Genomic DNA, 12371 nt, shown 5'->3' on the forward strand with positions numbered 1-12371 from the left:
CGGCATGGCTACCCGCACCCCTAATCTTCCGTCCGGCGAATAATACCGAGACGCCCCCAAACTCCGACTGCGCCGGAGCATTAACTATTGTCCAGAATTATCACGCTAAAGTTCGGAAATCAATACGCTATTTCGAAACGCATGGTTAATTCCCGCGCGAGGCGAACCCACCAAATCGGGCAGTGGAGGCGCAAAACGGCGTTATCCCAAGGCCCAGCTTCGGTTGCGAACCGAGGCCGCCTCCCTCAGATGGCGAGGTAGAGTTTGCGCGCCAAGGTTTCTATCTCGTTGCGGATCGAGCCCGCCGAGCTCTTGATCAGGGTCGAGACCCCGCGCCGCGCGGCCTCCCGATCGCAGGACAGCACCATCTGCTTGACCGGTCCGATGCCGGCCGGGGGCATGGACAGCCGCTCGAAGCCGAGCGCCGTCAGGACGAAGGCCTCCAGGGGCCGGCCCGCCATCTCGCCGCAGACCGACACCGGCGTGCCGGTCTCGGCGCAGGCGCGCTGGATCGTCTCCAGCGCCCGGAGCGCCGGGGGCGACAGGAAGTCGTAGCGGTCCGACACCCGCGGGTTCCCCCGGTCGGCGGCGAACAGGTACTGCATCAGGTCGTTGGTCCCGACACTGACGAAGTCGGTCATCGGCAGCAGGGCGTCCAGGTGCCAGATCACCGCCGGCGCCTCGATCATGGCCCCCACGTCCAGCCGCGACGGCGCGGGCCGACCGCGGCGCTGGGCCCAGGCCACCTCGTGGTCCACCAGGGCGCGGGCGGCGCGGAACTCGTCGACGCTGGCCACCAGGGGGAACATGATGCGCAGGGGCCGGCCGCGGGCCGCGGCGATCAGGGCCCGCAGCTGCAGGCGCAGCAGGGCCGGGCGGTCCAGCCCCATGCGGATGGCGCGCCAGCCGAGCGCCGGATTGTCCTCCCGCTCGGCCTCCATATAGGGCAGCACCTTGTCGCCCCCGAGGTCGAGGGTGCGGAAGGTCACCGGCATGTCGCCGGCGGCGTCCATCACCCGGCCATAGAGGGCGGCCTGGGCGGAGAAGCGCGGCATCTCCTCGGCGACCATGAACTGGAACTCGGTGCGGAACAGGCCGATGCCCTCGGCGCCCGTCTCGGCCAGGATGTCGAGATCGACGTCGAGGCCGGCGTTCATCAGAAGCGTGATCTTGGCGCCGTCGCGGGTGTAGGCCGGGGTGTCGCGCAGCTTGGCGAACTCGGCCCGGCGTTGCAGACGCACCTCCAGGCGGGCCTGGAGCGACTTGATGACGTCCGGGCGGGGCCGCAGATAGGCCTCGCCGGTCTCGGCGTCGACGATGACCGGGTCGCCCTCGGAGACCTTGTCGCGCAGGCCGGTGAGCCGCCCGACGCAGGGGATTTCCAGGGCGCGGGCGACGATGGCGGCGTGGCTGGCGGAGGAGCCTTCCTCCAGCAACAGGCCCTTCAGCTTGGTGCGGTCATATTCCAGCAGGTCGGCGGGGCCGAGGTTGCGCGCGACCAGGATGGCGTTCTCGGGCAGCTCGCGCGCCGCAGCGCCGTCGCCGGACAGGTGGCGCAGCAGCCGGTCGGCCAGGTCCTCGAAATCGTGCAGCCGCTCGCGCAGATAGGGATCGCGGGCCTGGCCCAGACGGGCCCGGTGCTCGGACCGCACCCGCTCCACCGCCGCCTCGGCGGTCAGGCCGTTGCGCACCGCATCCTCCAGCGACCGGCTCCAGCCCCGGTCGTGGGCGAACATCTTGTAGGTCTCGAGCACCTCGTAGGAGGCCTCGACCAGGCCGTGCTGGCCCTCCAGCATGAAGTCGATCTGGGCCTGCAGCTCGGAGATGGCGGTCTTCAGCCGCGCGTCCTCGGCCCCGACGTCCTCGGCCAGCAGCTGGGAGGGGGCGACGGGCGGTTCGTGCAGAACCACCACGCCGAGCGCCAGGCCGTCGGCGAACTTGGCGCCCTTCAGCCGCTCCGGCTTGGTGGGGGCGATGTCGATGCCCTTGAGGTGGCCCTCGGCGGCCAGCTCGCCGCCGGCGACCATCTCGGCCAGCACCATGGCGACGATCTGCAGGTCCTCGACCTCGTCGTCGGAATAGACCCGCTCGGTGCGGTTCTGGACCACCAGCACCCCGATCGCCCGGCCGCCGCGCAGCAGGGGCACGCCCATGAAGGCGTGGAAGGGGTCTTCGCCGGTTTCCGGGCGGTAGGAGAAGGCCGGGTGGTTGGGGGCGTCGGACAGGTTCAGCGGCCGGCCCAGCCGCATGATCTCGCCAACCAGACCTTCGCCCGGCTTCATGCGGGTGACGTGGACGGCGTTGGGATCCAGGCCCTCGGTGGCGAACAGCTCCATGTCGGAGCTGGCGCGGCGCATATAGAGCGAGCAGACCTCGGCGACCATGGAGCGGGCGATGATCCGCACGACCATGTCGAGGCGCGCCTGGGCGGGGCCGCCGCCGGCGAGCGCTTCACGGATCTGCCGCAGAAGGCTGCGTTGTCCGCGTGTCGCCACGTTCGGTGAGGGCATCAAGGCCCGGTCTCCTCTCCCAGGAAGCCTTCGTCTAGCAGCTTTGAACGTCGGAACGGAGACGGAAATGCGGCCCCTGCGTCAAGCTGCGCCTCAGCGCGCCGTCCGCCCCAGCAATTCGATGAGTTCGCCGGCCTTCCTGCGCTGTTCCTGCGCATCCCCGGAGACGATCGCGCTTTCGATGCAGTGATCGAGATGGTTCTTCAACAACTCGGTCTCCACCCGCCCGAGCGCGGCGCGCACGGCCTGCAGCTGGGTCAGGACATCAATGCAATAGCGATCCTCCTCGACCATGCGGGCGATGCCGCGCACCTGGCCTTCGATGCGGCTCAGGCGGTTCAAGAGCTTGGGTTTTCCGGCGGCGTCCATGGGCGGACCATATACCCATGGGGGGTAATTGCAATATGCCCCTGGGGGGTATAAGGCGAGGGCATGTCCCATGATCATCACGCCCACGCTCACCCCATGGCCGACGCCGCCGACGGGTTCGACATCGACCCGGTCTGCGGCATGAAGGTCGATCCGAAGGCGGACAAACCCTCCGCCGAGCACGAGGGGCGCCTGTACCGGTTCTGCTGCAACGGCTGCCGGACCAAGTTCCTGGCGGACCCGGACAAATATCTGAGCCCCCGTGAGCCCGATCCGCCGGCCCCGGCCGGGACGATCTACACCTGCCCGATGCACCCGGAGATCCGCCAGGAGTGGCCGGGGTCCTGCCCCCTCTGCGGCATGGCGCTGGAGCCGGACCTGGTCACGGCGGAGGCGCCGCCCAATCATGAGCTGATCGACTTCACCCGCCGGATCTGGCTGGGCGGGGCCCTGACGGTTCCGCTGTTCGTGCTGGAGATGGGGCCGCACCTCACGAGCAAGCACTGGCCGATCGCGCCGGGCCTGCTGGCCTGGATCGAGTTCGCCCTGGCGAGCCCGGTGGTCCTGTGGGCCGGAGCGCCGTTCTTCGCCCGGGGCTGGGCCTCGCTGAAGACGCGCCACTTCAACATGTTCACCCTGATCGCCTTGGGGACCGGGGTCGCCTGGCTGTTCAGCGTCGTCGCTACGGTTGCGCCGGGCCTGATCCCGGAGGCCTTCCGGGGCATGCAGGGCGAGGCGCCGCTCTATTTCGAGGCCGCAGCCGTCATCGTGGTCCTGGTGCTGCTGGGCCAGATCCTGGAGCTGAACGCCCGCGAGCGGACCTCCGGCGCCATCCGCGCGCTACTGAACCTTGCGCCCAAGACCGCGCTCAGGATCCGCGCCGACGGGACCGACGAGGAGGTCGGCGTCGAGGTCCTCCATCCCGGCGACCATCTGCGGGTCCGCCCCGGCGAGAAGATCCCGGTCGACGGCAAGCTGATCGAGGGCCGCGCGGCGGTCGATGAGAGCCTGGTGACGGGCGAGTCCATGCCGGTGACCAAGCAGCCGGGCGATGCGGTCACCGCCGGCGCGCTCAACACCACCGGCGGCTTCGTCATGGTCGCCGAGAAGGTCGGGGCCGAGACCCTGCTGGCCCAGATCGTCCAGATGGTCGCCCAGGCCCAGCGCAGCCGCGCCCCGATCCAGCGCCTGGCCGACAGGGTCTCCGGCTGGTTCGTCCCCGCCGTGGTCGCCGCCGCCCTGATGTCAGTCGCCGCCTGGAGCCTGTGGGGGCCCGAGCCCCGCCTGGCCTATGCCCTGGTCTGCGGCGTCAGTGTGCTGATCATCGCCTGCCCCTGCGCGCTCGGGCTCGCCACCCCGATCTCGATCATGGTGGGCGTGGGACGCGGCGCCCAGGCCGGCGTGCTGATCCGCGACGCCGAGGCCCTGGAGCGCTTCGAAAAGGTCGACACGATCGTGGTCGACAAGACCGGCACGCTCACCGAGGGCAAGCCGGCGGTGACGGTTGTCGAGGCCCTGGATATGGACGAGGCGGACCTGCTGCGCCTCGCCGCCGGCCTGGAGCGGTCCAGCGAGCATCCCCTGGGCGCGGCCATCGTGCGCGCCGCGACCGCGCGGGGCCTGGCCCTGTCCGCCACCACGGCCTTCGACTCTCCGGTCGGCCAGGGCGTGCTGGGCGAGGTGGAGGGCCGGGCTGTCATCATAGGCGGCGCGAGCCTGCTGGCCGCTCGGGGGATCGACGCCCAGTCCCTGGCGGCGCGGGCCGACGCCCTGCGCGCCGAGGGGGCTACGGTGGTCTTCGCCGCCGTGGACGGGCGCCTCGCCGGCCTGTTCGCCATCGCCGATCCGGTGAAGCCCACCACGCGCGCCGCCATCGCCGGCCTGCACGCCCAGGGCATGCGGATCGTCATGCTGACCGGCGACAACGCCGTCACTGCAAAGGCCGTGGCCGCCAGCCTCGGCATCGACGAGGTCCAGGCCGAGGTCTCGCCCGCCGACAAGGCCGCGGTTGTCTCGCGCCTGCGGGCCGAGGGCCGGGTGGTGGCCATGGCCGGCGACGGGGTCAATGACGCCCCGGCCCTGGCCGCCGCTGATGTGGGCGTGGCCATGGGGGCCGGCGCCGACGTCGCCATCGAGAGCGCCGGCGTCACCCTGCTGGGCGGCGACCTCGCCGGCCTGCTGCGGGCGGCCAGGCTGTCCCGGGCGGTGATGGCCAACATCCGCCAGAACCTGGCCTTCGCCTTCCTCTACAATGTCGCGGGCGTGCCGCTGGCGGCCGGGATCCTGTTCCCGGCCTTCGGTCTCCTGCTCTCGCCGCCCATCGCCGCGGCGGCCATGTCGCTGTCCTCGGTCAGCGTCATCGGCAATGCGCTCAGATTGCGGGGCTTGAAGCTCTAAGCGTCCAGCTCGTCGGCGTCGGGTCGTTCGAACAACGGGATCCAGTCGTCGATGTGTTTGGGATCGACGTGGTAACTGCCAGGCGGCAGGTCGGCGTTGCGGGCGATCAGCCGGCGGACCAGTTCGTCGCGGGGGACGTCGAGAAAATGAAGCTGGGCGCACGCGCCCAGCTCGGTCGCGCGCCTGCGAAACCGGTCGCGCTCCTCGCGTGTCCAGAAGCCGGGCTCCAGGATCACGCTCAGTCCGCGTTGCAGCAGTTGCTGGGCGAGCTCCCATTGCAGGTCGTCCACCGCCGCGCGGGTGGTCTCGTCATAGGCGTCTGCGCCAAGGCGAAGCAGCCATTCGTCGGAGGTCAGCCGCACGGCGCCGGTCTCCGCCTCCAGCCTGCGCGAGAGCGTGCTTTTGCCGGCGCCCGGCAGGCCGCAGATCAGATGTAGAACAGGCGACATAGGGGCTCCGCGTTCTGGCTGGGCGACCCATTTTGTCGGTTCCCGCCCGGCCGCGCTACGCCCATAGTTCCGCTCAACGACAGGGGAGGCGGGATCATGGGCGGCAAGTGGCGGCTGTTTGTCTTGGGCTGGGCGGTGATCCTGGCCGGGGCCTTTCTGGCCCATGCGGTGCAGACCACCGGCGGGGTCAAGGTCACAGACGTCCGCTTCCCGGGCGACAAGGGCGTGGTGATGAGCGGTCTGCTCTATCTCCCGCCGACCGCGACGGCCGCCCATCCGGCCCCGGCGGTGCTGGTCAGCCACGGCTATATCAACACCCGCGAGATGCAGAGCCCCTTCGCCATCGAACTGGCGCGCCGGGGCTTCGTGGTGCTGGCCATGGACATGACCGGGCACGGCTATTCCGGCGGCACGGTCGGCGCCCAAGGCTTCGGCGGTCCGGCGGCCCTGCGCTATCTCCAGTCCCGGCCCGAGGTGGACCGCAGCAATATCGGCCTGGAGGGCCACAGCCTGGGCGCCGGCCCGGTGCTGTCGGCCGCCGCCGATCAGCCCGACGGCTATCGCGCGATCGTGCTGGAAGGCACAACGCCCGGCCTGCTCGGCGCGCCGGCCACCGCCACCCCCGCGGCGCCCCGCAATGTCGCCCTGGTGTTCGGCAAGTTCGACGAATTCGCCGTCCTGATGTGGCAGGTCCCCAAGGGCTCGATGGTCGCCACCTCCAAGCGGTTGCGCGGCCTGTTCGGATCGGCGGGCCCTGTCGTGGAGGGCAAGCTCTATGGCGACCTCGCCGCCGGGACCGGGCGCATCCTGTGGAATCCGCCGGTCACCCACCCCTGGGAGCACTTCTCCCGCGCCGGGATCGGCCATGCGGTCGACTGGTTCCAGACCACGCTGAAGGGCGAGGCCCGGCCAATGGACCCGAACAATCAGATCTGGATCTGGAAGGAGGTCGGGACGCTCGCCGCCTTCCTGGGCTTCGTCATCCTGCTGCTCGGGACCTTCGAGCTCCTGCTGAGCACGCCGGTCTTCGCGGGCCTGAAGGCCGAGCCCCAGCCCACGACGCTGAAGCGCGACGGCAAGTGGCTGCTCAGCCTCGTCCTGACCATCGCCATCCCGGCGCTCACCTATTTCCCGTTCATGAAGCTCGGGAACCTGTTCTTCCCCATGAAGGCCTTCCCCCAGTGGATCACCAACCAGCTGCTGGTCTGGGCGATCCTCAACGGCCTGATCACCCTGGTCCTGGGTCTCATCCTGCGCCGGGGCAAGTCGAACTTGGCCAAGGAGGGCGGCCCGGCCATCCTGCTGGCCGTCGCGGTCATGGCGGTGGGTAATGGATCGCTCGTGCTCGTCGACGCCCTGTTCAAGGTCGACTACCGCTTCTGGGTTCTGGGGCTGAAGCCGCTCGACGCCGTCCACGCGCGCTATGCCTTGAGCTATCTGCCGCTCTGGACCGCCTATTTCCTGGTGGCCATGCGGCCGCTGAGCGCCAATCTGGCGGTGAAGGGGGAGGGGCCGCTCTCCGCCTATCTGACCGCCGCAGGCGCCATGGCCGGCGGCTTCGCGATCCTGGTCGGTCTCCAGTATGCGAGCCTGTTCTCCACGGGCCTGCTGCTCACCCCGGCCGAGCCCCTGAACATCATCATCGCCATCCAGTTCGTGCCCCTGATGGCGGTGGTCGGGATCATCGGCGCCTTCACCTATCGGCGGACCAACGCCTATGTGCCCGGCGCCCTGATCTGCGCCTTGCTGATCTGCTGGTACGTGACGGCGGGCACGGCGACCCACTGGTCGCCGGACTTCAAGCTGCCGGTTCCCGCGGCGTCGAAATAGATCGGTTGCTCCCCCGCTGGGGGAGCTGGCCCGGAGGGCCAGAGGGGGCCGGCCTGCAAGGTCGGATCGGGCCGAACGACCAGGACCGCTCCTGTCGGAGCGGCCCCCTCCACCCCTTCAGGGTCCCCCTCCCCCAGCGGGGGAGGAGCCTCGTTTAGGCCGCGTCGAGCGCGCGGCTGACGTCGCGGATCAGGTCGCCGGAGCCTTCGAGGCCGACGCTCATCCGCACCCAGCCCTCGGTCAGGCCGATCTCCAGCCGCTCGGCCTCGGGCATGGAGCGGTGGGTGGTGGTGCAGGGGTGGGTGGCCATCGACTTGGCGTCGCCCAGATTGTTCGAGATGTCGACGATGGCCAGCGCGTCCAGGAACCGCCAGGCCGCCGCCCGGTCGCCCAGGTCGAAGGCCACCACATTGCCGCCGCCGCTCATCTGGTTGGCGATGATCGCCGCCTGGGGGTGGTCGGGCCGGCCCGGATAGAGCACGCGCTTTGTCTTGGCGTGCGCCCCGATCACGTCGGCGATCTTGGCGGCGTTCTCCGACTGGCGGGTGACGCGCAGCTCCAGCGTCTCCAGACCCTTCAGCAGGACCCAGGCGTTGAACGGCGACAGGGCCGGGCCGGTGTGGCGCAGGATGTCCTTGTAGCTCTCGGTCATCAGGGCCTCGGCGCCCAGGATCGCCCCGCCCAGCACCCGGCCCTGGCCGTCGATATGCTTGGTGGCCGAATAGACGACGATGTCGGCGCCCAGGGCGAGCGGCTTCTGGAACACCGGGGTGGCGAACACATTGTCGACCACCAGCTTGGCCCCGGCGGCGTGGGCGATCTCGGCCACGGCGCCGATGGCGGTCACCTCCAGCAGCGGATTGGCCGGGCTCTCCACCAGGAAGCACTTGGTGTTGGGGCGGACGGCGTTCTTCCAGGCCTCCAGGTCGGTGGCGTCCACATAGGTCACCTCGACGCCGAAGCGCGGCATCCAGTCCGACAGGATCCAGCGGCAGGAGCCGAACAGGGCCCGGCCCGCCACGATGTGATCGCCGGCCCGCACCAGGCCCTGCAGGGCCACATGCACGGCGGCCATGCCGGACGCGGTGGCGCGGCAGACCTCGGCGCCCTCCAGCAGGGCCAGCCGGTCCTCGAACATCTGGGTCGTGGGGTTGCCGAAGCGCTGATAGATGAAACCCGGCTCCTCGCCGGAGAACCGGCGGTCGGCGGCGCCGGCGCTCTCATAGGCGAAGCTCTGGGTCAGATAGAGCGCCTCGGAGATCTCGCCATAGGGGGAGCGGACCATGCCGCCGCGCACCAGCTTGGTCTCGGTTTGCCAGTCTTGCGGGTTCTCGGCCATGGGAGGCTCCTTGCAGAAGGTGTGACGCGCTGATGGCCGACACGCCGGAAAAGCGAAACCCAGTTTTCCTGCGGGGGCCTTACAGCTGGCGCGCTTGAACGCCGCCAAGGGCGCCGGGTCAAGCTTAACGGTTCGCCATAGGGCTGAATCGCCTACCCAATTCGCAGAACGCGGGTCTAGCGTTTCTCCCGAACCTGGGAGGGAACCAAAACATGCCGCTCGTGATGCTGTTTCAATTGCTGGGGATCGTCCTGGCCCTGGTGGGCCTGGCCGATGTCGGCGTCGCCTTCTTGCCGGCCGCCATGGTCGCCAAGGTGCCGGCCAAGCTGATCCTGGCCCAGGGCGTCGGCCCGTCGGTCAGCCTGCTGGGCATGGGCGCCATGATCTATCTGCTGGCGGTGATCGCCGCCAAGCGGCCGGCCAAGAGCTACTAGGGGGAGCGGGGTGTCGGCCGCGCGCGCCGGTCCTCGCGGCAGGCGGACTCCGACCCGCTTGCAATCGTGAGGTGGGACGGCGAGTGTCCGGCCGATGACCCAAGCTTCTTCCGGCGGGATTCTCCCCTGCCAGTCCATCGATGACCTGATCGCCCAGGGCGCCGTCACCTCGGCCACGCCCTTCGATCTGGATCAGGTCCAGCCCGCCAGCCTCGACCTGCGCCTGGGCGCGCGCGCCTGGCGGGTGCGGGCCTCGTTCCTGCCGCGCACCAACCGCACGGTCGCCAGCCGCATCCTCGACGTCTCGATGCACGAGCTCGACCTCACCCGCGGCGCGGTGCTGGAAAAGGGCTGCGTCTATATCGCCGAGCTGCAGGAGCGCCTGTCCCTGCCGCCGGGGATCAGCGCGCGGGCCAACCCGAAGAGCTCCACGGGCCGGGTCGACTGCTTCGTGCGCCTGCTCTCCGACCACCAGCCGGCTTTTGACGACGTGAAGCCCGGCTATCACGGCCCGACCTATATCGAGATCGCGCCCCAGACCTTCTCGATCCTGGTGCGCACCGGCACCCGGCTGAACCAGCTGCGGCTGAAGACCGGCGAGCCGAAGAAGCTCGAGTCGGTCAGCGTCGGCGTCGACCTGACCGCCGAGGTCGCCGGCTTCCGCGCCCGCCGCCACGCCGGGGTCATCGACATGGACCATGTCGACGGCCACGACCCGCGCAACTACTGGGAGCCGCTGATCCCCCGCAACGGCGAGCTGCTGCTGGACCCGGGCGAGTTCTACATCCTGGCCTCCAAGGAGGCGATCGTGATCCCGGTGCTGCAGGCCGCCGAGATGACGCCTATCGACCCCTCGGTCGGCGAGTTCCGCGTCCACTATGCGGGCTTCTTCGATCCCGGTTTCGGCACGGAGGAGGCCGGCGGCGTCGGCTCCAAGGGCGTGCTCGAGGTGCGCAGCCACGAGACCCCCTTCCTGCTGGAGGACGGCCAGACCGTCGCCCGCATGGTCTATGAGCCGCTGACCGCCAAGCCGTCCCGGCTCTATGGCGAGGGCGGCAGCCACTATCTCCGCCAGGGTCTGAAGCTCTCCAAGCACTTCCGCGTCTGGGAGTAGACCCCTCGCCCCGCAACGCGGGGAGAGGGCAGGGTGAGGGGTGAGGCGCGTCAGCGCCGAACGCTGGCCTCACCGTGGTCGCTGAACCTCCGAAAGAGCCCCTCACCTAACCTCTCCCCGCGACGCGGGGCGAGGAACAGACGGCGCTAGTCAAGGTCGCTTGACACCACAAGAAATGTCGCGTTTCCTTTACATATGGACAAGGAGGCGCGTCATGGTGGCATCGCGTGGATCAAGGCTTCGGACCTATATGATCGTCGGCGTCGTGGGGTTCTTCGCCCTGATGCTGGCGCCCCTTCTGATCCCTCGCGGATCAGGACCGCCCGGGTCGGCGCGGATTCTGCTGGTCACGGGACTGGTCGCCCTCGCGGTCGCCTGGTGGGCGGTGTTCGCAGTCCGGATCTATCGGACCCAGGATGAATTCTGGCGGACCGGCCAGCGTCTGGCCTGGCATTGGGGCGGACTTTTGGGGCTGCTGATTTCGGTCCCGGTGTTCGTCTTCATCGGCCTGGGCGGCCTGCATATGCTGTATCCCGCGACCGACGCCGGACCCGTCGCGGCGCGCGCCTTCACCAGCGGCTACATGTTGCCGCTCATGCTGCAGGTGATCGGCTCGACCCTGTTCGGCCTCTGGTGGCGGTTCGCCAAACGATGAAGAACCGCCTCAAGGTCCTGAGGGCCGAACGCGACTGGAGCCAGGCGGACCTCGCCGCCCGCCTGGATGTCTCGCGCCAGAGCGTCAACGCCATCGAGACCGGCAAGTACGATCCCAGCCTGCCGCTGGCCTTCAGGATCGCCCGGCTGTTCGGCCTGACGATCGAAGAGGTGTTTTCGGAGGTCTAAGGTCGCTCGAATTTTGCCTGGACAACTATCGATATCAATGTTCCCTTTTTGTTTCGACTGATGAAGGGGAGCCTGATGACGAGCCGGGTGAAATGATGGCGCGCGCCTCCGTCGAATTCCCGCGCTGGTCGCCTTGGCGCCCATGGGCCTGGGTCTCGCCGCTCTGCCGGCGCTGATCGGACCGGATCCCTGTGGATTTCAGCCCACCTGCGAGGCGGTGTGGAACATCTGGTCCATGGTCGGATCGCTGTTCCCGCACATCCTGTACATGCCGATCATCTTCTTCCTGCAGAGGCCGCTCGCCACCCTGCTGCTCACCCTGCTGTTGGACGTCGGGCTCCTGGCCGCCCTCTGGCGCGCCTTGCCGCCCCGGATTGGACTGAGGACATTGCTTGGGGTGATGGCCGCATGGGCGGCGGTGACCTTCGTGACCGACTATTACTTCCCCTATTTGACCGACGGCGCTCTGCGCCTGCGCGCGCTGCTGGGCTGGCCGACCTCGTAGCCCCCGCGGCCGATCTATGCGACCGGACAGTCGATCTATTGAGCTGGGCCTCGATGCTGTTCCCCCAGATCCAGGCGGTCTGGATGGCGCCCGTTCTGCCAGGTCCGACGGTCGTCGCCCTGGCCGCCGTCTTGGATGTGGCGGTCGCTACCGCGATCTGGCGCTTGGCTGGCGGGCCGATATCGATCGCGCGATGGGTGGCGATCTGGGGCGCATGGCTCGCGGTCACGGGGCCTTGGTCTGGGTCATGCCGGACGTGTTCTTCGGCCTGCTTGGACACAGTCACTGAACGAAGGCGGGCGGGCGGTTCAGTCAAAGGTTCAGGCTCGCTCGACGCCAACCCTCTAGGCGACAAAAAAGGGCGGCGTCCGCGCTGGACGCCGCCCCTTTGAGATCCGTCCGTGAGGACCTGCGCGCCTAGAACTCTTCCCAGTCGCTGCTGGGCGCGGGCGCGGCCGCGCCGCCGCCGGCATAGGCGGCGACCTTGGCCTGGGCCGCGCGGACCGGGTTGCGGGCCGGGGCGTGACGGCGGGGATCGGCGGCGACCGGGGCGGCCGGCGGCCGCCGCGCCGGTGCGAGAA

General features: G+C 69.3%; 11 protein-coding genes. 7 read left to right on the forward strand and 4 right to left on the reverse strand.

Annotated features, from left to right (window positions below; translation table 11 throughout):
• Positions 1 to 245: 245 nt before the first annotated feature.
• Positions 246 to 2510, reverse strand: coding sequence for a phosphoenolpyruvate--protein phosphotransferase (gene ptsP, locus MQH10_RS04995; RefSeq protein WP_242562962.1), 2265 nt, complete (start codon positions 2508 to 2510; stop codon positions 246 to 248).
• Positions 2511 to 2603: 93 nt separating this feature from the next.
• Entirely contained in the window at positions 2604 to 2879 is a 276-nt protein-coding gene (locus MQH10_RS05000) for a metal-sensitive transcriptional regulator (protein ID WP_242562963.1), read from the reverse strand.
• A gap of 63 nt (positions 2880 to 2942) precedes the next feature.
• Here MQH10_RS05000 and MQH10_RS05005 point away from each other — a divergent pair, with 63 nt between their 5' ends.
• Positions 2943 to 5276 (forward strand): heavy metal translocating P-type ATPase, encoded by a 2334-nt coding sequence (locus MQH10_RS05005; RefSeq protein WP_272886724.1) that lies wholly within the window; start codon positions 2943 to 2945, stop codon positions 5274 to 5276.
• Here MQH10_RS05005 and MQH10_RS05010 read toward each other — a convergent pair.
• Positions 5273 to 5725: a P-loop nucleotide/nucleoside kinase family protein gene (locus MQH10_RS05010; RefSeq protein WP_242562964.1), complete on the reverse strand. Its 453-nt coding sequence runs from the start codon at positions 5723 to 5725 to the stop codon at positions 5273 to 5275. The genes MQH10_RS05005 and MQH10_RS05010 overlap by 4 nt on opposite strands.
• A gap of 96 nt (positions 5726 to 5821) precedes the next feature.
• Here MQH10_RS05010 and MQH10_RS05015 point away from each other — a divergent pair, with 96 nt between their 5' ends.
• Entirely contained in the window at positions 5822 to 7555 is a 1734-nt protein-coding gene (locus MQH10_RS05015; protein WP_242562965.1) for an alpha/beta hydrolase, read from the forward strand.
• 154 nt (positions 7556 to 7709) lie between these two features.
• Here MQH10_RS05015 and metZ read toward each other — a convergent pair whose 3' ends face one another.
• Positions 7710 to 8894 (reverse strand): O-succinylhomoserine sulfhydrylase, encoded by a 1185-nt coding sequence (metZ, locus tag MQH10_RS05020; protein WP_242562966.1) that lies wholly within the window; start codon positions 8892 to 8894, stop codon positions 7710 to 7712.
• A 212-nt stretch (positions 8895 to 9106) separates the two neighbouring features.
• Between metZ and MQH10_RS05025 the strand changes: the two genes are divergently transcribed.
• The 5 genes from MQH10_RS05025 to MQH10_RS05045 all read left to right on the forward strand — a co-directional run bounded on the left by MQH10_RS05025 (position 9107) and on the right by MQH10_RS05045 (position 11790).
• The gene (locus MQH10_RS05025; RefSeq protein ID WP_242562967.1) at positions 9107 to 9328 is read left to right on the forward strand and encodes a hypothetical protein; all 222 of its coding nucleotides are present in this window, start codon (positions 9107 to 9109) and stop codon (positions 9326 to 9328) included.
• Between the two features lie 94 nt (positions 9329 to 9422).
• Positions 9423 to 10442: a 2'-deoxycytidine 5'-triphosphate deaminase gene (locus MQH10_RS05030; protein WP_242562968.1), complete on the forward strand. Its 1020-nt coding sequence runs from the start codon at positions 9423 to 9425 to the stop codon at positions 10440 to 10442.
• Between the two features lie 214 nt (positions 10443 to 10656).
• Entirely contained in the window at positions 10657 to 11097 is a 441-nt protein-coding gene (locus MQH10_RS05035) for a hypothetical protein (RefSeq protein ID WP_242562969.1), read from the forward strand.
• A complete protein-coding gene (locus tag MQH10_RS05040; protein WP_242562970.1) occupies positions 11094 to 11285 on the forward strand; it encodes a helix-turn-helix transcriptional regulator in 192 nt (63 codons plus the stop codon). The genes MQH10_RS05035 and MQH10_RS05040 overlap by 4 nt, the downstream gene beginning before the upstream one ends.
• Positions 11286 to 11427: 142 nt before the next feature.
• Positions 11428 to 11790 (forward strand): hypothetical protein, encoded by a 363-nt coding sequence (locus tag MQH10_RS05045; RefSeq protein WP_242562971.1) that lies wholly within the window; start codon positions 11428 to 11430, stop codon positions 11788 to 11790.
• Positions 11791 to 12371 lie beyond the last annotated feature (581 nt).

The sequence above is a fragment of the Phenylobacterium aquaticum genome, assembly GCF_022695515.1.
GTDB lineage: Bacteria > Pseudomonadota > Alphaproteobacteria > Caulobacterales > Caulobacteraceae > Phenylobacterium > Phenylobacterium aquaticum.